General features: G+C 38.2%; 21 protein-coding genes. 13 read left to right on the top strand and 8 right to left on the bottom strand.

From position 1 onward, the window contains the following. The 3 genes from OQH61_RS04130 to OQH61_RS04140 are packed head-to-tail and all read left to right on the top strand — an operon-like array spanning window position 1 to window position 3,320. On the top strand, window positions 1-1,272 hold the full coding sequence (locus tag OQH61_RS04130; RefSeq protein WP_266026027.1) for a MiaB/RimO family radical SAM methylthiotransferase: 1,272 nt from the start codon (window positions 1-3) through the stop codon (window positions 1,270-1,272). After that, window positions 1,259-2,956, top strand: a complete 1,698-nt coding sequence (locus tag OQH61_RS04135) for an AAA family ATPase (RefSeq protein ID WP_266026028.1) — start codon at window positions 1,259-1,261, stop codon at window positions 2,954-2,956. The genes OQH61_RS04130 and OQH61_RS04135 overlap by 14 nt, the downstream gene beginning before the upstream one ends. Next, a complete protein-coding gene (locus OQH61_RS04140) occupies window positions 2,943-3,320 on the top strand; it encodes a hypothetical protein (RefSeq protein ID WP_266026029.1) in 378 nt (125 codons plus the stop codon). The genes OQH61_RS04135 and OQH61_RS04140 overlap by 14 nt, the downstream gene beginning before the upstream one ends. A 95-nt stretch (window positions 3,321-3,415) precedes the next feature. On the opposite strand, the gene OQH61_RS04145 is transcribed toward OQH61_RS04140, so the two are convergent. The 5 genes from OQH61_RS04145 to OQH61_RS04165 all read right to left on the bottom strand — a co-directional run bounded on the left by OQH61_RS04145 (window position 3,416) and on the right by OQH61_RS04165 (window position 6,964). Further along, window positions 3,416-4,129, bottom strand: coding sequence for an EI24 domain-containing protein (locus OQH61_RS04145; RefSeq protein ID WP_266026030.1), 714 nt, complete (start codon window positions 4,127-4,129; stop codon window positions 3,416-3,418). Between the two features lie 18 nt (window positions 4,130-4,147). Next, window positions 4,148-5,968, bottom strand: coding sequence for a flagellar hook-associated protein FlgK (gene flgK, locus OQH61_RS04150; protein WP_266026031.1), 1,821 nt, complete (start codon window positions 5,966-5,968; stop codon window positions 4,148-4,150). Between the two features lie 8 nt (window positions 5,969-5,976). Beyond that, complete coding sequence (locus tag OQH61_RS04155) at window positions 5,977-6,402, bottom strand: hypothetical protein (protein ID WP_266026032.1); 426 nt, start codon at window positions 6,400-6,402, stop codon at window positions 5,977-5,979. Between the two features lie 68 nt (window positions 6,403-6,470). Further along, window positions 6,471-6,683, bottom strand: a complete 213-nt coding sequence (locus OQH61_RS04160) for a flagellar biosynthesis anti-sigma factor FlgM (protein WP_034366159.1) — start codon at window positions 6,681-6,683, stop codon at window positions 6,471-6,473. 92 nt (window positions 6,684-6,775) lie between these two features. Further along, window positions 6,776-6,964 carry a hypothetical protein gene (locus OQH61_RS04165; protein ID WP_266026034.1) on the bottom strand — a complete coding sequence of 63 codons (189 nt, stop codon included), beginning with the start codon at window positions 6,962-6,964 and terminating at the stop codon, window positions 6,776-6,778. A gap of 149 nt (window positions 6,965-7,113) precedes the next feature. Between OQH61_RS04165 and OQH61_RS04170 the strand changes: the two genes are divergently transcribed. Genes OQH61_RS04170 through OQH61_RS04185 form a run of 4 tightly spaced genes read left to right on the top strand, consistent with a single transcriptional unit; the run spans window position 7,114 to window position 11,140 of the window. Further along, on the top strand, window positions 7,114-8,316 hold the full coding sequence (locus OQH61_RS04170) for a peptidoglycan DD-metalloendopeptidase family protein (protein WP_266026035.1): 1,203 nt from the start codon (window positions 7,114-7,116) through the stop codon (window positions 8,314-8,316). Beyond that, window positions 8,306-8,995 carry an NUDIX hydrolase gene (locus tag OQH61_RS04175; protein WP_266026036.1) on the top strand — a complete coding sequence of 230 codons (690 nt, stop codon included), beginning with the start codon at window positions 8,306-8,308 and terminating at the stop codon, window positions 8,993-8,995. Before OQH61_RS04170 ends, OQH61_RS04175 begins: the two co-directional genes overlap by 11 nt. After that, window positions 8,983-9,723: a plasminogen-binding N-terminal domain-containing protein gene (locus tag OQH61_RS04180; RefSeq protein WP_266026037.1), complete on the top strand. Its 741-nt coding sequence runs from the start codon at window positions 8,983-8,985 to the stop codon at window positions 9,721-9,723. The genes OQH61_RS04175 and OQH61_RS04180 overlap by 13 nt, the downstream gene beginning before the upstream one ends. Before the next feature lie 16 nt (window positions 9,724-9,739). After that, window positions 9,740-11,140: an FAD-linked oxidase C-terminal domain-containing protein gene (locus OQH61_RS04185; RefSeq protein WP_266026038.1), complete on the top strand. Its 1,401-nt coding sequence runs from the start codon at window positions 9,740-9,742 to the stop codon at window positions 11,138-11,140. On the opposite strand, the gene OQH61_RS04190 is transcribed toward OQH61_RS04185, so the two are convergent. The 3 genes from OQH61_RS04190 to OQH61_RS04200 all read right to left on the bottom strand — a co-directional run bounded on the left by OQH61_RS04190 (window position 11,121) and on the right by OQH61_RS04200 (window position 13,371). Then, entirely contained in the window at window positions 11,121-11,765 is a 645-nt protein-coding gene (locus tag OQH61_RS04190) for a YiiX/YebB-like N1pC/P60 family cysteine hydrolase (protein WP_266026039.1), read from the bottom strand. The genes OQH61_RS04185 and OQH61_RS04190 overlap by 20 nt on opposite strands. Next, a complete protein-coding gene (locus OQH61_RS04195) occupies window positions 11,743-12,138 on the bottom strand; it encodes a DUF4878 domain-containing protein (RefSeq protein ID WP_266026040.1) in 396 nt (131 codons plus the stop codon). Before OQH61_RS04195 ends, OQH61_RS04190 begins: the two co-directional genes overlap by 23 nt. Window positions 12,139-12,201: 63 nt before the next feature. Further along, window positions 12,202-13,371: an MFS transporter gene (locus OQH61_RS04200; protein WP_266026041.1), complete on the bottom strand. Its 1,170-nt coding sequence runs from the start codon at window positions 13,369-13,371 to the stop codon at window positions 12,202-12,204. A 132-nt stretch (window positions 13,372-13,503) separates the two neighbouring features. Here OQH61_RS04200 and OQH61_RS04205 point away from each other — a divergent pair, with 132 nt between their 5' ends. From OQH61_RS04205 to alaS, 6 genes are all read left to right on the top strand, one after another. Then, window positions 13,504-15,216 (top strand): acetolactate synthase large subunit, encoded by a 1,713-nt coding sequence (locus tag OQH61_RS04205; protein WP_266026042.1) that lies wholly within the window; start codon window positions 13,504-13,506, stop codon window positions 15,214-15,216. Between the two features lie 2 nt (window positions 15,217-15,218). Further along, window positions 15,219-15,701 carry an acetolactate synthase small subunit gene (gene ilvN, locus OQH61_RS04210; RefSeq protein WP_266026043.1) on the top strand — a complete coding sequence of 161 codons (483 nt, stop codon included), beginning with the start codon at window positions 15,219-15,221 and terminating at the stop codon, window positions 15,699-15,701. A gap of 9 nt (window positions 15,702-15,710) precedes the next feature. Further along, window positions 15,711-16,514 (top strand): pyridoxine 5'-phosphate synthase, encoded by an 804-nt coding sequence (locus OQH61_RS04215; RefSeq protein ID WP_323054026.1) that lies wholly within the window; start codon window positions 15,711-15,713, stop codon window positions 16,512-16,514. Next, entirely contained in the window at window positions 16,502-17,434 is a 933-nt protein-coding gene (gene pdxA, locus OQH61_RS04220) for a 4-hydroxythreonine-4-phosphate dehydrogenase (protein ID WP_266026044.1), read from the top strand. Before OQH61_RS04215 ends, pdxA begins: the two co-directional genes overlap by 13 nt. A 64-nt stretch (window positions 17,435-17,498) precedes the next feature. After that, window positions 17,499-18,089 carry a phosphatase PAP2 family protein gene (locus OQH61_RS04225; protein WP_266026045.1) on the top strand — a complete coding sequence of 197 codons (591 nt, stop codon included), beginning with the start codon at window positions 17,499-17,501 and terminating at the stop codon, window positions 18,087-18,089. A gap of 51 nt (window positions 18,090-18,140) precedes the next feature. Further along, window positions 18,141-20,831, top strand: a complete 2,691-nt coding sequence (gene alaS, locus OQH61_RS04230; protein ID WP_266026046.1) for an alanine--tRNA ligase — start codon at window positions 18,141-18,143, stop codon at window positions 20,829-20,831. Window positions 20,832-20,843: the final 12 nt, after the last annotated feature.

A 20,843-nucleotide genomic window follows, 5' to 3' on the forward strand; every position in this document is an offset into this window, starting at 1 on the left:
GTGAGTGAAGTAAAAAAAGTGTATTTTAAAACATTTGGTTGTCGCACGAATCTTTTTGATACACAGGTAATGAAAAGCAATTTGAAACATTTTGAATGTGCAAAAGATGAGAGCGAAGCCGATGTAGTGGTAGTCAATTCTTGCACGGTTACTAATGGTGCAGATAGCGGTGTGCGAGGTTATCTCAATAAAATGCGTGAGTTAAATAAAAAAGTGTATTTTACAGGCTGTGGCGTAGGCACAAGAGGCGAGGAGATATTTGCACACAATCTCGCTCATAGCGTGTTTGCCCATAGTTTTAAAGAGCGTATTGATGAATTTTTAATTGCCAAGCAGAGATTTTTTTATACAGAATCTGCCCCAGAGCATATTGATAGCACCATTGTTACACATTTTGCAGGCAAATCGCGAGCTTTTTTGAAGATTCAAGAGGGCTGTGATTTTGCGTGTAGCTATTGTATTATCCCTTTTGTGCGAGGGAAAGCGCGTTCTTATCCACACAAAAGCATTTTAGAGCAAATTCGCGCACTTGCCCAAAGTGGTAAAACTGAAGTGGTTTTAACAGGGACAAATGTTGGAAGTTATGGTAAGGATTTGAAAGATTATAATCTTGCAAGACTTATTAAGGATATAGATTCTCTAGGAGTTTTAAAACGCTTGCGTGTAGGGAGTTTAGAGCCTAGTCAAATTGATAGTGAGCTTAAAGAATCCCTTGAGTTACCCCTTATGGAAAGACATTTGCATATTGCTTTGCAGCACACAAGCGATACTATGCTCTCATTAATGAATCGCCACAATCGTGTGGAGAGTGATTTGGCACTTTTTGATTATTTTGCAAAAAAAGGATTTTGTTTGGGAAGTGATTTTATACTCGGACACCCCGGAGAAACTCAAGCGCTATGGCAGGAGGCATTGGAGAATTTTAAATCTTTTCCTCTCACGCATCTTCACCCATTTGTGTATTCTAAACGCGATGGCACACCCTCAAGTGTGATGAAAGGTGAAGTGAAAGGCAATGTTGCCAAAGAGCGGCTTCATATACTTAAGGGGATTGTTATGGATAAGAATGAGACTTTTCGCAAGGCACATAATGTGCCCCTTGATGTTTTGTGTGAGAGCAGGGTAGAATCTCATAATACTTTTATTTATACAGGATTAGACCAGTTTTTTAATCCTATGCAATTTGAAAGTAGTAATCCGCACTTAGAGGGACAATGGGTAAAAATAAAGACATATACTATCAATAAGGAGAAAAATTATGGCAAAGTCTAAAAGCCTCATAATTGGCATCTTTGCTCTTGTGATAGCACTGATTTTAGGTGTGGTGCTTGTAATAAAGGATAGCAGCGAGCTTATAAGCGCAAAAGAAGCAGAGAATCTATTTTTAAACGAGAAAATTACAGATATTTCGTGCGATGACGAGTATGTATATTTTAATGCAAATACAAAACATTATAAAGTATATGCTAGTAGCCTCTCTCCTCGTATATGGAGTTGGAATTTTCCTGTGATAGCAAAAAAAGCACATTTTTTAAATGATACTTTGGGCGAAATTGGCATTATGATTCTTGTGCTTTTGGGCTTGGCAGTGTTATTTCAGGTTATGCGACTTATATTTTTCAAATCACTCCCAACACCTAGCGGAACAAAAAAATCAGAAGTTCCACGCGAGAGAGAATCTCCCCTTTTGGAATCCACATCGTATTCTGCTATTCCTTATGTGCCTATGACAAGCATAGTGCGCTTTAAAGATGTGGCGGGAATTAGTGAGGTAAAAGAAGAGTTATTAGAAATTATTGATTATCTTAAGAATCCTAAACACTATCAAGAATTAGGCATATCACTTCCTAAAGGTGTGCTTTTAGTAGGTCCTCCGGGCGTAGGTAAGACAATGATAGCTAAAGCAGTGGCTGGTGAGGCTGGCGTGCCGTTTTTTTATCAAAGTGGCTCAAGTTTTGTGCAAATTTATGTTGGTATGGGTGCTAAACGCGTAAGGGAACTCTTTATGAGAGCTAAAGCAAAATCACCGAGTATTATTTTTATTGATGAGATTGATGCAGTAGGTAAGGCACGAGGAAACACGCGCAGTGATGAGCGTGAAGCAACGCTTAATCAACTCTTAACAGAAATGGACGGCTTTGAAGATTCTAGTGGCGTTATTGTTATTGCTGCGACAAATAAAATTGAAGTGCTTGATGAAGCATTATTGCGAAGTGGGCGCTTTGATAGGCGCATTTATGTAGATCTTCCTAATTTAAGTGAAAGAGAGCATATCTTGCAACTTTATTTAAGTGATAAAAAACACGACCTTGATGTAAATGAAATTGCGCGTCTGTGTGTGGGATTTAGTGGGGCAGCCCTTGCTTCACTTGTCAATGAAAGTGCCCTTAATGCACTGCGGCGCAAATCAAAGCTCATACAAAAAGAAGATATTTTGGCTACTAAAGATAAGGTGCTTGTAGGCAAGAAAAAGGCATTATCTCTCAGTGAAAATGAAAAAGAGATTCTTGCACTTTATCAATCAGCAAAGGCATTAAGCGCATATTGGCTTGAAGTGGATTTTGATAAAATTGGGCTTGTGAGTGAAAGTTTTAGGCAAATTGATAAAGAGCTTGTGAGCAAGCAGGAACTAATGAGTAAAATCAAAGTTGCATTATCGGGCAATATCGCCGTGGAGATGATATATCAGCAGACTTTTAGCAATGCCAAAGACGATATTTTACACGCTAAAGAAATTGCCACACAAATGTGTGAGCAATATGGTATGGCACAGCGACTTTTAAGCGATAGTAGCGATGTAGCTTATATTTTAGATGAGGCAAAAAAGGAAATGCAAGATTTTATTACAAATTCTAAGCCTACGCTTTTAAAAATTGCTCAATCATTGCTGACGCGTGAGCGTTTAAATAAAGAGGAAATCAAAGAAATCTTTGAGAGTGTGCATGAACTCTCCTAGTGAAAATCTCATAGCACACGCGGTATTTGATGAGATTTTAAGCCGTTATGCTAGAAATCCTTATGTTGTTGTGGGCTATGGCAAGGGTGGGCTATGGCAAGAAAAACCATTACTTAGCACAAAATGCGCAATTAAAAAGGCATTGGAAATGATACGTTCTCGCCAAAGACTGCACAATCTCGTGCTTTTTGCTCCTCTTATACACTCTCTCAAAGATTTAGCATTTTTGCATACACAGGGCATAATGCTTGATATTTATGTGGGACAAAACGATGAGAATGCATCAGTGATTTTAGATTCTTGTGCTGCCTTTGGCGTGGTGAGATTCTATAAGAATATTTCTTTTTGTGATTGCGTGAAATAAAATACTTATTACGAGCATTTGAGGATATTGTGTGTAATCAATAGTGCGAAATTTGAATCTATATTGTGTTACAAAATGTAATCCTATGGTGCATCTCATTTCATTTTTATATGTATGTGAGTGAAAAAATAGTGCGTGATGATGAGCATTTGTAATGGCATAAGGAAAAAATTAAGAAATGGCACAAAACTAGGCAAATAGGCGAGTAGAGCATAGGAGTGGTTTTTGAGGCGATAAGTTTGATTGAGATTCTCAAACTGCACTTTATCCATACAAGAGCTGCCAATATCATAAAACATATTGCTTTTAAAAAACAAATATCCGAGCACCAAAAGTGCTATAAAGCCAAGAGTTGAGCCTAAAAGAGGAATAAAATAAAGCAAGAAGCTTAATATAAATAAAGGCACAAAGATACAAAGGTTTTTAAAAAACTCACCCAAGCACTCTCCCAGTGTGCCAAAGCCTGATTGAGGGATATGAGGAAAATCTTTTTTGCGCACAAAAGAAACAATCAAAGGTGTATAAAAAATAGAGAAAAAGACATTTGTCAGCAATATCATTAGCACAAGCCACAAGCCAAGCAGTGTATATACGATGAGTGCGAGGACAATATTAAGTATGTTTCCTAGAAATTTTACGCTCATAAGCCACTCTGGCATAAGTCCAAGTGTCCAATTATACAGCTCTTGTCCATAATAATATATGACACTTCCCCATAAAAGAAGCCCCAATATCGCGGGGACAAAAGTAATAAGTAAGATTTTTAAAGAAAAAAAATCTTTAATGCTTTTATTTAGAATATGCAACATAATTGAGTATCTCGGAAGTTATTGCTTAATGCCAAGTAGGGTTTCTATCATTCTATCAATAGTCGTAATGACTTTGGCATTTGCTGCATAACCACCTTGAAATTTAATGAGATTCACCATTTCTTCATCAAGGCTCACTTGCGAAATCGCTAAATGTTCCTTTTTGACAGCAGAAAGCACAGCGTCTTTTGTTTCTTTTGTCCGTTGTGTAGCTTCAGTTTGATTAGCTACGCGTCCAGCGAGGAACTGAAAATACTCGGGGATTCTCATTTGTTTTTTTTCATATTTATTAATATAGAAATCTACATCATCATATTGAAGCTGCTGCATCATATTTGCGACTTCAAAATTTCCATTCACAGGCGTGAGCCAAGGGCGTATGAGTGTGGCATCTTTGATATATTCTTGATTGAGGGCGATATTATGTGCATCATCTCCATTAAAAAATTTATTCAAACCAAATGCACCTGTGAAATTGCTACCCTTATCTTGAATAGCTATATACAAGCCTTGGGAGGGATTTTTTGCGAGGATATTAAATTCTCTTGCGCCATTATCATAGTATGCACGAAAATAATCATCAACATCGTTGAGAGCGTTATTATCTTTATTATCATCAGTATTTTCATTAATCGCTCTGACTACATCATTCATTGTCGTGATTCTATCAATATTAATTGTTTTACGCGCGATTTCTTCTCCCTGTGTGCTATATACTACAATATCAAAGCTCCCTTCTTTAATATTATAATTGCTATCTACCAAAGCATTTAAACTCCATACATCAAGTTTATCGCTACGAATTTGTGTCGCTGCACTTTGAGAGTAGATAGCATTTGTCGCTTCAATAAACCCTTTTGCAAAAATATCAAGGTGATTGATATAATCTTGAATCTTTCCTATGCGTGTGCCCCCAGCTCCTGAGTTGTAAAGACTAATAAGAGAGCCAGCTTTGCCTTGAACAACCTTATCGGTAATTTCAACGGTTTTAAAATCATCACCTTGAAAATATACGCGATTAAGATTGAGATGATTATCGTCTTTTTTAAGCACGAGTGGGTGGAACATCGCGCCATCTACGATATTGAATCCAAAAGCAATATTTAATACATATTCATCATCAAAGTCTGCTAATTTGGGGTGAATAGAAGCATTAGAATCAAGATGATTCTTAAAAACATTTGCTCCTATAAGCGTTTGAAGATTATATTCAAGTTCATCGCGCCTATCGCGTAATTCGTTGGCTTGTTTGAGTTCGCGTTGGTCTTCCATTTCTTTGAGTTTGCCATTAATATGTGCGATTTCTTTTGCAATGCGATTGACTTCATTAATTGTTACTTCAAGCTCTTCGCTTGCCTTTTGTTGTAATCTCACGAGGCGAGAGCGAGTATCTTGGATATTGGTGGTAAGTACTTGGGCATTTTTGGCTAAAACTTGTTTTTGGGCTGGGTCAGTGGAGTTTTTAGACAAATCTTTCCACGCATTAAAGTATTCTTCTAAATCATTATAAATTCCTACGCCATCAACTTCTGGGAAAAAGGCTGATGCCTCACGCAAAGTTGTAAAATGTGTATCATAGTATTGTGCTTCTTCAGCCGCTTTGCGATAGCGATTAAACACAAATTCATCGTGGATTCTTTGTATAGTTTCAATGCTCACGCCTCTACCAAGATTATAGTCTTGATAATAAAGAGGACGTTCAGGGCGCACAAGCACGCGTTGTCGGCTATAAAATTCATCACTTGCATTTGAAATGTTATTGCCTGTTACATCAACCATTAGTTGATGAGCTTGTAGTCCTGTGTAGGAAGTATTAAGTGAGGAGAGAATGCCACCCATATATTTTCCTAAGCTTGAGTTTTAAGCAAATGGCTTTGAGGTCGGTGATGTTCATAGCCATCATTTTCGTGGGGTATTACTCTTTGGATAAGCGAATTATAAAATTCTGATACAGCAAAGGCACTACGTGCGTAGTTGGTATTGAGAATCTTGAGCTCTTCAAGGGTATTTCGCATATCATCAAGGAGACTACTTGCTTTTTCATCAAGAATTTCTTTTAATGTTTTATGTGGATTTTTATCACATAAGATGAGCATTTCGCGATGAAGAAGAGATTTTTTGGTTTCAAACTCTTTGACAAGTTCATCTTTTTGCTGGATTCTATCAAAAATTGCTTGATGATTGGCAATCTGTATATCAGCATTATCAAGTTTGGTAAGTTCTATGAGTGTTTTTAAGTCACTAATAGCACCATTAATGTAAGTATGTAACATAACCTAATCCTAGAAATCCCATTGGCATTAAAGATTATCAAAACGTCCAAAATGCCAATGTAAAATTTTTATAGGTTAAGCAAATTTGATGCCATTTTTTCAGAAGTTTGTTGCAAATCTATTTTGTATTCCCCATTTTTAATTTGCTCTTTAATTTGTTCAGCTTTTGAGAGTTGGGTTTGCTCTTTTTCTTTTACTTCATTGTTTTCATTTTGCTTTGCAAGCACATCTCTATTGAGCATATTTGCGACTTTAACGCTTGTATTTACACCATTTACCATAGACACTCCTTCTTAAAGTGATTTATTGCTAACTAAATCGGATTAAATTTAAAAAATTTAATAGATTTAGCACCATTTTATCCTTAAAATTATCATTTAACATATCCTTGCAATTCTTGCTTAAAATCTTTAAGCGTTGCCGTTCCTTTAGAGCCACCTCCAGTAAAGAGCGGTTTGTTCGCATCAACGCGATATGTCCAAATCCCAAGCAAAAGCATAGCATATAAAAAGAGAATAAAGCTAAGCGTAGGAAATAGCCAATTTTTCAAACCTGTGCTCATAATTTTAACTCCTTAAAGATTTTAATTGTTTTGGTGAATGCAAAAATAATACCAATTTAGAGATAAAACGACATTTTAACATTTTTATTAAAATTTTTATATTAGAATCCTGCAATTTTAGCATTTTTAAGATTTCGGTAAGGTATTTGATGAAGAAGATATTTGTATTTATAAGTGTGTGCAGTTTTTGTTTTGGTGCTGTTGTCCATAACCAAACTTGGGAGAGCGGCTACACACTTTTTGCATTTTTTCAAAAATATAATATCCCTACAAGTGTATATTATAATCTACCGCCTAAAGATAAGGAACTCACATCAGAAGTATATGCGGGCGTTACTTATTATACCCTCTTAGGAGATGATGGTGGGTTGATTCAGGCTCTTATTCCCATAGGTGATGGTATGCAGATTCATATATTCAAGCGCGATGGCGTATATATACTAGACTTTACGCCTATGATTTATTTTGAACAAGAGCAGACTATTAGTCTTTCTATTCAAAAATCGCCTTATCAGGATTTGCTTGAGATGACAAATGATAGGGGATTAGTTGGTGAGTTTTTAAATGCTTACAAAAATAGTGTGAATTTTCATAGTATTTTAAAAAATGATAGATTGGCTGTGATTTATGACCGAAAGTATCGCTTAGGTAAGCCTCTTAAAAATGCAAGCATTAAGGCGGCTGTGGTGGAGATAAATAAAAAACCTCATTATATTTTTAGATTTAAAAATGGACGCTATTACAATAAAGATGGCAAAGAGATTCAAGGATTCTTACTTCAAACTCCGGTAGCTGGAGCAAGGATAAGCTCCAAATTTTCTCTTGGGCGCAAACATCCTATACTTGGCACGATTCGCCCACATTATGCAGTTGATTATGCAGCTCCAAAAGGCACTCCTATCGCCGCTGCTGCTGATGGTGTAGTGATTTTTGCAGGTAAAAGAGGTGGATATGGCAATCTTATTGAGATTCGTCACGAAAATAATCTCAAAACACTTTATGCACATATGAGTTCATTTGTTACAGGTATGAGAACAGGCAAAAGAGTGAAAAGAGGACAAATGATTGGACGCGTAGGTTCTACGGGATTAAGCACTGGACCACATTTGCATTTTGGACTTTATCGTAACAATGTGCCTATTAATCCTCTCTCTAATGTCAAGGCTGTAAGCAAGGAGCTAAAAGATAAGGAAAAGCAAGATTTTGATGCCCTCAAGGAGCATTTTATGCCCTATCTTCAAGAGGCTTTAAATAAAAATGCAAATACTATTACGCCAAATGAGAATCTGAATTTACCCGATACACTCTCAAGTATGAGTAATCCTTATAAGCCAATTATTTATGAATCCTAAAGCTATTACTTCACCTTGTTCGTGCATTAGCGATGTGAGTTTTTGTGAATGTGTCGATTCGCCTTATGTGAAACCACAACGTATGCTTTATTGCGAAAATGGTGTGAAACGTTCGTGGGATTTTATCCAAAGCCTAGATTCGGTAGCAATTGTGCTTTATCATAAGCAAGAAGATAGCTTACTTTTTGTAAAACAATTTCGTCCCCCAGTATTTGCACGCACACTTAATAAACAAGCGCATTTGATACAATCTCATTTAGATTCTTATATATCACAAGGTATAGGCTATACTTATGAGTTATGTGCCGGATTGACAGACAAGGTGGGCAAAAGTTTAGAACAAATTGCGCAAGAGGAGGTGCAGGAGGAATGCGGCTATAAGGTGCGCTCTTTACGGCAAATTGCCACATTTGCTACCGCAGTAGGACATAGTGGTGCAACACAAACGCTTTTTTATGCAGCTATAACCGAAGAAGATAGGATAAATGCAGGAGGTGGCGTTGATGGCGAAGTGATAGAATCTGTATTGATTAAAGTGGGTGAGTTGAAAGCATTTCTTGATGATGAGAGTAAAATAAAAACACCCGGATTAGGTTTTGGTGTCCTATGGTTTTTGGATCATTATGAGAGATTAAAAGATGAAAATATGATTTACAAGGGAAGAGAATGCGAATATTAGTAGGATTAATTTGTGCAGTAATGCTTCAAGCCATTGATACTCTGCCAAAAAACGTGGAAATTGATGAGGTAAGCTCAAATACGCTATCTTTTCGTGCAGGACATTTAAAAGTCGGGCAAAGTGGTATTGTGCTCACTCATAATCAAGGTTATAATATTATTATTGCCAGTGCTGTTATTAAAAGCATTAAAAATGGCACAGCTTATGCAAACTATAAACCTTTTGATAGTATTTCACAAAAATATCTTCCTACACCTCAAGCTACTCCCAAACAAGGGGATAAAATGATTTTTGGTAGTTTTTATAACAAATCAATTGCTATTGCTCCAGACCAAGAAAGTTATAATAAAATTCTCTCCCTTGCACCCAATACAAGCTTTTCTCATATTGATTTATTAGGTGCATTTTTGGCAAAAGATGGCATTAATGACCCAAAACCTAAGCATCTAATACAATTTTGCAATGTGTATAGCATAGGATTATTATATATTCTTGCTTCTAATGGTGTCAATGTGCTTGATTGCCAGAGTTTTAGTATCCTTGAGGTATTGCCTTTTGATAAACCGCAACTTGAAAACACACAAGCACCATTTTTTTCGCGTATTGTAAATATAGACACAGGCTCTCTTGCAAGCAAGCTACGTTCAAAAAAATCGCGTCAATACTTTCCTTATTATGACAATTTATTGCGCCAAAGCCTTAAATCATTTGAGAATCTTAAAAACTAAGGAGAAAGGAGTAAATATGTTCAATAAGTCTCACATTCAAGCTATAAAAAATATTGTGGGAGAGGAAAATTGTTATGATGACAAGGCACATTTGGTGGCATATTGTTATGATGCTACAAGGGAACGTTATGAACCTGATGCGGTAGTGTTTCCGCGCAATGAACAAGATGTGAGCTTAATTTTAGCCTATTGTAATGAGCATAAAATACCTGTTATTCCACGCGGTGCAGGAAGTGGATTCACAGGTGGAGCATTACCTGTGAATGGAGGAATTATCCTTGCATTGGAGCGATATTTTAATAAGATTCTAGAAATTGATGAAAAAAACCTTATAGCGCGTGTCCAACCCGGTGTAGTTAATAAAATGTTTCAAGAAGCCGTGGAGGCAAAGGGTTTATTTTATCCACCTGACCCAGCAAGTCAAGAATACAGCACGCTTGGAGGAAATGTCAGCGAAAATGCAGGCGGTATGCGTGCTGCAAAATATGGCATTACTAAAGATTATGTTATGGCGTTGCGTGCAGTGCTTCCAAATGGCGATATAATTCGCGCAGGAAAAAAAACAATTAAAGATGTCGCAGGATTTAATGTCGCGGGGATTCTCATAGCGAGTGAGGGTTCGCTCGCAGTGATTACTGAAATTACGCTTAAACTTATTGCTAAGCCGAAGTTTGCGCGTTCGGCTATGGGTGTGTTTGCTGATATAGAATCTGCAATGAATGCTGTGTATAAAACAATGGCAAGTGGAATTACGCCTGTGGCAATGGAGTTTTTGGACAATTTGAGCATTCGTGCCGTAGAAGAGCGATTTTCTAAAGGATTGCCCATTGATGCTGGAGCGATACTTATTACTCAAGTTGATGGCGATATGCCAGAGCAAGTAAGTTTTCAGCTTGAGACTTTGCAGGAGCGATTTAAAGAAAATGGTTGCATTGAGTTTAAAATTGCGCAAAATGACGAGGAAGCACAAAACCTGTGGTTTGCAAGACGCAATGTGAGCCAAAGTATTACAATTTATGGCAAAAAAAAGCTCAACGAAGACATCACCGTGCCTCGTTCCGCGCTCCCCGAGCTGCTTAATAGAATCTCCGCATTGAGTGGCAAATATAGCTTTAAGATTCCCTGCTTTGGACATACAGGCGATGGCAATGTGCATGTAAATGTAATGGTGCCTGACCCAAATGATAAGCAATCCCTTAACAAAGGATATGAGTGTATTGAGGAGATTTTTAAAATTGCGATTGCACTTGAGGGCACACTTAGTGGTGAGCACGGCATAGGTTTGTCAAAAGCACCTTTTATGCGTTTAGCTTTTAGCGAGGCAGAGATGAATTTATTTGCTCATATCAAAAAAGCTTTTGACCCCAACAATATTCTTAACCCGGGAAAAATGGGGCTTAATATGGAGAATGTATAGAATCTGATTGATAAATTAAAGTTGATTGAGGAGATTCAAAAAAGGCTTTGGGAAAAAGATAAGTTCCTTTAAAAGCGGAAAAATCTATATATTCATAGGGTAAATTGAGTGTAATGTGGGGAGAGAGGATAGATTCTAAAAGTGTAGTGCAGTATAATGATGAAGTATCTCCGCTTAAAACAAAAGGCTCTCCAAGCCATAGAGTAGCTTCAAGGGCAATTTTTTCACGCGTCTTAGTAGAAAAATCAAAACGTTTAATGGCGATTTGTTTTGCGTGGAAAAGAAATTCATCAAGTGAGCTAAGTATCACTTGGTTGGGTTTTGTGGGATTATCATCGGGTGTGGCGTGAAGAATGATAATAGGCTGTGTGGAGACTATTAAACCAATATGTGTATAGGGGTGGTTGCTTAATGTTTGTATGACTATGCTTTCTATACCTTTGCCCTCTCGCAAGATAATATCACCTATTTCAAGCGAAGGAAGTGTGTTTAGAATTTGAGATGTATCTGTAAAAGAAGTGTGTGATGTATTAAAAGGGTATAGAGTGTATAAAAGCTTTGTAGCACTGATTGCCACAAAGCCAAGAGCAAGATAAATAAGTTTAGAGGTTAATTTTCCACTCATCATCAACTTTAATAAGCTTTATTGTCTCATCATTTTCGCTTCCATTTTTAAAACGCACAAGCACTTTAATGATTGCTTTTTCCTCTTTGACATCTTCAGAGACAACTTCAATCTTCTCTATCCCATCAGATTCTTGGGCTTTGCGTTCTGCCTTTGTCGCTGCAGCTTTGAGCTTACCTTCAATAACTTCTTTCATCTCTTTTTCTTTTTTAGACAAATTGATGTATTTTATCAATTTATCACCATTGCCTTTATACACATCTTCGGTAAAAGCTATCGCCACATCTTTGGGTGAGCTTTCTCCACAAGCAACAAACAAAAGAGCAATCATTCCTAAACCTAAAGCCAAAATTAACTTTCTTAGTATTGTCATCTTAAAATCCTTTGTGTGAAATTAAAAATTAAACGCGTATATTAATAAATTTAACACAAAAAATCAAGGAGTTTGTATCGGCGGAGATTTGTATGCAAGGAATCCAATAATATTAAGCATTACACTTAGGCATAAAAGTGTAATAAGCGAATATGTGAAATTGTGATATAAATCATAGAGCTTGCCAATAAGCACAGGAGCAAGACAAGCAAGGAGATAACCTATACCTTGAGCCATAGCAGAGAGTTTAGTGGCAATTTGCACATTAGCACTTTTGCTTGAAATAAGCAGTAAGGCAATGCCAAATACACCTCCAACTGGGATTCCAAGAAGTATTGAAACAAGCACAATCACCCATAAATCCTGCGTATAAAGCAAAGTAGAAAAGCTAAGCATATAAAGCCCACAGATACTCCCTATAAAAATCTTTTTGCGCTCTTGTGAGAGTGAGCCGAGTATAAGCGGTGCAAAAAACGAGGAGGGAATAACAATCATTTGGGATAGAATCATCATATTTGAGGCAAAAGATTGAGTGTAACCAAAAGAGATGATAAAGCTAGGATACCAAGTAAAAAAACTATAACCGATTATGCTTGTAAATCCCATAAAGAGCGTAATATTCCACGCGCTTAAATTTGCCCAAAGCGTGCCCCTGAAGTGTATTTTTACTTTTGGACGTGAGATTCTATGATTTGTCATTTGAGGCAGGTAGCTTAGGATTGCCATTATTGCCAAGCTTGCCCAGCAGCCCATAGCCATAGGCACAGATAGAATATGTGTGAGAGGTAAAATTGCAGCAATGCCAAGCGTGGCAGAAATATTAATCACAAGGCTATAAATGCCCATAATTTTAGGGACATCGCGAGGAAATTTTGTCTTAACAAAGCTAGGAAGCAAGACATTGGCTACTGCAATGCCACCTCCCATAATCGCCGTGCCAATAAATAGCTCTACACTTCCGCCCATACATCGCACAATCTCTCCTGTGAGAATACATAAAAGTCCTAGAAACATTGCTTTTGTAGGCTGAAAAATCGCGACTATGAAAGAAATAATACCAAATGCAAAAAGTGGTAAAGAAGTGAGTAATCCCGCTTGTGCTGCACTTAGATGATAATAATCTCTAAGCAATTCAACTATTGGTCCCACAGAAGTGATAGGTGCGCGAAGATTGAGACTGATAAGCAAAATAGGTAAAAGATTAATGAAAAAGATTTTTTTATGTAATGTCATCATATTTCCTTCATAAAATCTCTTTGCATTGTATAAAATGAGTATAAATCCTTGCGAAATTGTATTATTAAGTAATTATTAAGTAAATTTTGGTATTTATATTGTCTTTGAATTATTATGGAAGGGGTATTTATGAAAGTAATGACAGGAGCCCAAATGCTTATTCAAGCCTTACATCTTGAGGGTGTAAAGGTTGTTTTTGGCTATCCGGGCGGCGCAGTATTACATATTTATGATGAGATTTATAAACAAAACTATTTTTCACATATTCTTGCACGACACGAACAAGGTGCGGTGCATTCGGCTGATGGTTATGCGCGTAGTAGCGGAGAGGTGGGTGTAGCAATCATCACTTCAGGTCCGGGATTTACAAATGCTATTACAGGTATCGCCACAGCCTATACAGATTCTATTCCTCTTGTCGTTATTAGCGGACAAGTGCCTATTACGCAAATTGGCACTGACGCATTCCAAGAAATTGACGCAGTGGGGATTTCTCGCCCTTGCACAAAGCATAATTTTTTAGTGCGTAATATTGCCGAATTACCCAGAATCCTTAAAGAAGCTTTTTATATTGCGCGAAGTGGGAGGCAAGGTCCTGTGCTTGTAGATATTCCAAAGGATATTACGGGCACTTTAGGCGAATTTACCTATCCCGAATCTGTTGCACTTCAAAGCTATAAGCCTACCATAAAAGGCAATTCGCGTCAGATTAAAAAACTTTGTGAAGCTATTATGAGTGCGCAAAAACCTTTATTTTATATTGGTGGAGGAGCTATACTTTCAAATGCAAGTGAGATTATCCGTGAAATCGTGCATTGCACAGGGATTCCGTGTGCTGAAACACTTCTTGCGCGTGGGGTGCTAAGATATGATGATGAGAATCTGCTTGGTATGCTTGGTATGCACGGAAGCTATGCTGCAAATATGGCAATAAGTGAGTGTGATTTGCTTGTATGTTTGGGTGCGCGCTTTGATGATAGGGTAACAGGCAAGTTGAGCGAATTTGCAAAAAATGCAAAAATTGCCCATATTGATATTGACCCAAGCTCTATTGGCAAAATTGTGGCGGTGGATTATCCTATTGTAGGGGATTTGAAGCATATTGTATCAGATATGATGATTGAGCTAAGCGGATATGATACGCAAAAAATTATGAAATGGAGAGAGCATTTGCGCTCTTATGCGCTTGCACACCCTATGAATTTTGAAGATAGTGTAGATTCCATTAAACCTCAATGGATTATCCAAAGACTTGGTGAGCATTTAGGCGAGAATGCAATCATTACTACTGATGTGGGGCAGCATCAAATGTGGGCAGCGCAGTTTTATCCTTTTAGCTTTCCGCGTCAATTTTTAAGCAGTGGTGGGCTTGGCACAATGGGCTATGGTTTGCCTGCAGCACTTGGCGCAAAACTCGCGCGTGAAGATAAAACTATTATTAATATTACAGGTGATGGCTCAATTTTAATGAATATCCAAGAGTTGATGACTTGTGTTGTGTATGGCATTCCTTTTGTCAATGTGATTTTAAACAATAATTATTTAGGAATGGTGCGACAATGGCAAAGCTTCTTTTATGAGCATCGTTTTTCGCATACGGATTTGAGTTTGCAGCCTGATTTTATTAAACTTATAGAATCTTTTGGTGGTGTAGGCTTTAGAGTAGAGAAAAAAAGTGAATTTGACGGGGCACTTCAAAAGGCATTAGATTCTAAAAAAGTGGCATTTATTGAAGTAATGATAGATAGATACGAAGATGTCTTGCCAATGGTGCCAAGCGGGGGAGCAATCTATGAGATGATTCTCTCAAGTGAAAAAAAAGCTTTCAAAGAAGAGGAGTAATGATGGAAGCAAAAAATACAGAGCTCAAAAAAAGCATTTGTATAAATGTTATCAATGAGCATAGCGTTTTAGCAAGGATTTCAGGGCTTTTTTCTGCGCGTGGATACAATATAGAATCTCTGACTACTGCTCCTATTCCCAATAGCAATCTCTCGCGCATTACGATTGTAACACAAGGTTCTGAAGTTGTTATTGAGCAGATTATCAAACAACTTCATAAGCTTATTCCCGTAGTGAGCGTTATTTCAAGTGATGATTTGCTTGAGAAGGAAGCGGTGTTGGTAAAGATTCCATTAAGTGAATCTTTGGCAGATATAGAGGCGTTGTGTAAGGCTTATAATGGCAAGATTGCAAATGCGAATGAAAAATATATTATTGTGATTGCCACCGATAAACCTTCAGCGATTAATCAATTTATTGCAGCTATTAGAATCTTTAACCCAAAAGAGATTATACGAAGTGGCGTAATTGCTATGGAACGATAAGGAGAAGAAATGTCTATACGATTAGGTGTGAATATTGATCATATTGCGACTTTGCGTGAAGCAAGGGCTATTTATGAGCCCGACCCACTTGAAGCAGTTTTTATTGCAAAAAATGCAGGTGCGCATCAAATCACATTTCATTTGCGTGAGGATAGGCGACATATTCACGACAGCGATGTCCAGCGTATCGTGCAATCAAGTCCTTTGCCCATTAACATAGAATGCGCACTTGATGAAAAAATTATTGATTATCTTTGTGGCTTAAAGCCCCAACGCATTACACTTGTGCCTGAAAAACGAGAGGAAATCACCACAGAGGGTGGATTGGATATAGAATCTCATTATGATAGCATTCGCGATACACTCAAAGCTTTTGAATCTTGTGGCATTGCGAGTGCGCTTTTTATTGATCCTAAAAAGGAAGCCATTTTCCTTGCGCGTGAGCTTGGTGCGCAGGCAGTAGAGCTTCATACAGGCAGATATGCAAATTTGATGCTTATGGCATACAGCAATCTCTCTCGCACACATCGTGCTTTGCAAGAGTTTGCGCTTCCCACACAAGAAATAAATGAGGAGATTTCTCGCACACTTGATGATATTGCACAATGTGCTAAACTTGCCACTTCAACTATTGATACGCGTCATCTTGAATGCTTTGCGGGGCACGGATTGAATTATCAAAATGTAAGCGCAATCGCGCAGATTCCACAAATAAGTGAGCTTAATATCGGGCATAGTATTATTGCAAGGGCTGTATTTGTAGGATTGGAGCGAGCAATTATACAAATGCGAGAGACAATGTGCCAAAAATAGCTATTAGCGTAGGTGATGTCAATGGTATAGGGCTTGAAATTGCATTAAGGACACATCATCAAATCATAAGATTCTGTGAGCCTCTGTATTGTGCGCATAGAGAAGTTTTGGAATCTGCAAGTGCGCTTTTGGATTTTCCTTTGCCCCAAGATATGCAATGTGTAGCTGATTTTGAATATCCTCGTGGTGGTTTAATTGAGCCAAATTGTGTAAGTGCGAAAAGTGGAAAATATAGTTATGAAAGTTTTATGCAAGGAGTAAATCTTACTCAAAGCAAGCAATGTGCAGCTTTAGTAACTCTGCCTATTCATAAGAAAGCGTGGCAAAAAGCAGGTATTAGCTTTGTAGGGCATACTCACGCGCTTTCATCAATATGTGGTGTAGATTCTATAATGATGCTTGGTTGCCCCTCTCTTTTTATTGCTCTTTTTACAGACCATATTGCCCTTTCACAAGTGAGTGCGTGTGTTACACAAGAGCGGGTGAAGGATTTTTTACTGCGTTTTGCTCAAGGAGTGAATCTCAATGAGCCTTGCTGTGTGTTAGGGCTTAATCCTCATTGCGGAGATGAGGGCATTATGGGAAGTGAGGATAAGCAGATAAATGCAGCCGTGAGTGAGGTAAATATGCAACTTGGCAAAAAGATTTTCTTTGGTGCATACCCACCTGATAGTGCATTTTCGCCTTTCAATAGAGAGAAGTTTAGATATTTTGTGAGTATGTATCACGATGTAGGTTTAGCACCTTTAAAGGCATTATATTTTGAACAAAGTATTAATGTTAGTCTTAATCTTCCAATACTGCGCACTTCAGTGGATCACGGTGTAGCCTATGATAAGGCATATAAAAAAGGAAGCAATATAAGCACTCAAAGCTATCTCAACGCAGTGCAATACGCTGCAAATAATGTTTTGCGATAGGTAAGCTTTAAGGATAGAATCTTATAATAGCATTTTTTATTTTTTCTTAATGTAAGGATATTATATGTGGCGGCATTTTCTAGTCAAGTTGGTATTGCTTTATCTTGTTATTGCCCCCCCCCCTGTGCAGGCAAGAGAGAATCAATTTGAGCAATTTGGCGATGCGTTTAGGTTTTTACCTGTGTATGTGATGGTGGTATCTTTAGCAATGGAGGATTATGAGGGTGTGGGGCAACTTGCACTCGGCACTTTAGGTACACAGCTTGTTACAGAGGGTATCAAATGGGGATTTGATAGCGCACATAAGAATGGTAATAGTGTAGCTTTTGCTAAAAGACCTTGTTGTGAGGATTGGAAAGGTATGCCAAGCGGACACGCAAGTGGTGCATTTAGTGCAGTGGGATTTGTATATTATCGTTATGGTTGGAAACCTGCTATTCCTGTGGGTATCCTAGCGGTGCTCACTGCTGCTTCAAGAGTAGAGGCGAAGAAACATTCAATTTTACAAGTAAGTGTAGGGGCAGCTCTTGCGTGGGGATTCTCATATATTTTTACACATAAATATATGCCTAAAAACACGATGATTATGCCAAATGTTGATACAGATATGCAGGGCAATCCTGCTTTAAGCCTTAATGTGCGATATAGCTTTTAAATATGAGTTTTGGCTATAATCACGCATTAATTCATTCAGTAAAGGATTTTTATGGCGCAATATGATGTGAGAGAGCAATATCTTGATTTTTTTGCTTCTAAAGCCCATAAGGTTTATGATTCTATGCCACTTGTGCCAGATGATGCGAGTTTGCTTTTTACAAATGCAGGTATGGTGCAGTTTAAAGATATTTTTACAGGCAAGATTCCCACTCCCACTCCTCCAAGAGCGACAAGCTCACAGCTATGTATCCGCGCAGGAGGAAAGCATAATGACTTAGAAAATGTCGGCTATACCGCGCGCCACCACACACTTTTTGAAATGCTAGGTAATTTTAGCTTTGGAGATTATTTTAAAAAAGAAGCAATCGCCTATGCGTGGGCATTTGTAACGCAAGTTTTGGGCTTTAGCAAAGATGTGTTGTATGTAACAATCCACGAAAGCGATGATGAAGCCTATGAGCTATGGTGCGAACACATTGAGCCAAGCCGCATAAAAAGAATGGGCGATAAGGATAACTTTTGGCAAATGGGCGATAGCGGACCTTGCGGACCTTGTAGTGAGATTTATGTAGATCAAGGCGCAGAATTTTTCCATTCAAGCGAGGATTATTTTGGCGGCGAGGGAGATAGATTCTTAGAAATATGGAATCTTGTGTTTATGCAATATGAGCAAAAAGATGGGGTAAGGACACCATTACCAAAGCCAAGCATTGATACAGGAATGGGATTAGAGCGCGTGGTAGCACTCAAAGAGGGCAAGATAAATAATTTTGATACTTCACTTTTTGCACCATTGATGAAAGTGATAGAAAAACTCACAGGCAAGAGATATTATCACGATGATGAGATGAGGGATAAACACGATTGGGCACAAGCAGAACTTGATTCTATTATGCACATTCAAGCCTCCTTTCGCGTGATAGCTGACCACGCTAGAAGTGTGGCATTTTTGCTTGCACAAGGAGTGAATTTTGATAAAGAGGGGCGCGGCTATGTCTTGCGTAGAATCTTACGCCGCGCAGTGCGACACGGCTATTTGTTGGGACTAAAAAAGCCATTTTTATGCGAAGTTGTAGAGGTGGTGTGTGAATCTATGGGAGGGCATTATAGCTATTTGCAAGAGCGCAAAGCAGCGATTAAGGAGCAATGCAAAGCGGAGGAAGAGCGATTTTTTGAAACCATAGAATCAGGAATGGCACTCTTTAGTGCAGAGTTAGAAAATCTAACAGGGGATTCAACCAAAGAGACAACACAATTATTTAGCGGCGAGGTGGCGTTTAAACTCTATGATACCTATGGCTTTCCGCTTGATTTAACACAAGATATGCTACGAGAGAATCATATAAGCGTGGATATGCGAAGCTTTGAGCGATGTATGAATGAGCAAAAATCGCGTTCTAAAGCGAGTTGGAAGGGAAGTGGAGATACTTTAAAAGAGGGCGATTTTAATGTGCTCTTGAGTACATTTGGACAAAATAAATTTGTCGGTTATGATAAAATGAGCGAATCTTGCAAGATTCAGGCTTTGCTAGATACTCATTTTAGAATAGTGGATACTTTAGAACCTAATTCTCAAGGTTGGGTAATGCTTAATGCTACGCCTTTTTATCCCGAATCTGGTGGTCCTGTGGGAGATAAGGGTGCATTGTATTCTACAAATAGGATTTTAGAATCTGCTCAAGCGCAGAAATTTGCGCAAGTGCTAGATACACAAAAATTCTTTGGGCTTAATCTCTCTAAGATAGAAACTCTAAGTGCTCTAAAGACAGGGCAGGAAGTCGTAGCAGAGGTAGATTGTGCGCGTTTTGAGATTATCAAACATCACTCGGCTACGCATTTATTGCATTTAGCATTGCGCACGATTTTAGGCTCACATATCGCTCAAGCAGGTAGTCTTGTGCAGTCTCATCGTTTGCGCTTTGACTTCTCGCACCCAAAGGCTCTAAGCGGTGATGAGATAGCGCGTATTGAAAGCTTTGTCAATGAGCAGATTCTGCAAGCAAATAGACAATTATGCGAGAATATGGATATACAAGCGGCAAAGCAAAAGGGTGCGATGGCACTTTTTGGCGAAAAATATGGCGATATTGTGCGTGTGGTGAGTTTTGGAGATTCTATTGAGCTGTGCGGTGGGATTCACGTGAGTAATACTGCTGAAATTGGGAGTTTTTATATTATTAAAGAATCTGGTGTAAGCAGTGGGGTGCGCCGAATAGAAGCAGTGTGTGGAGCGGCAGCATATCATTATGGTAAAAATGCACTCAATGAAATCGCACACGCAAAGGAATTACTCAAAGCACAAGATGTCGCACAAGGCATTATAAAGCTTAAAAATCAACTCATTGAGGCAAAAGAGAGAGCAAGTAAAGCAAAGCAAAGTGTGAAAAGTCTTGATTATGAGGAGATAAATGGTGTGAGGCTGATTGTACTTAAACTTGATTCTGTGGATGCAAATGAGGCAAAAGAAATGGTAGATAGGAGTAAAAATGAAAATGAAAGCGTAGCCATTTTGCTTCTGAGTGAATCTGAAAACAAAATAAACATTATCGCAGGAGTGAAAAACGCACCACTTAAAGCTGGAGCGTGGGTGAGAGAAGTCGCACAGATTCTAGGCGGCAATGGCGGGGGTAGAGATGACTTTGCCACTGCTGGAGGCAAGGATATAAGTAAGATTAATGAGGCGCTAGATATAGCAAAAGGCGTGGCAAGGGAAATTTTACATAAAGAAATAAAAAGATAAAATACAAAAGTT

It is taken from the genome of Helicobacter sp. MIT 21-1697 (genome assembly GCF_026241255.1).
Lineage (GTDB): Bacteria > Campylobacterota > Campylobacteria > Campylobacterales > Helicobacteraceae > Helicobacter_C.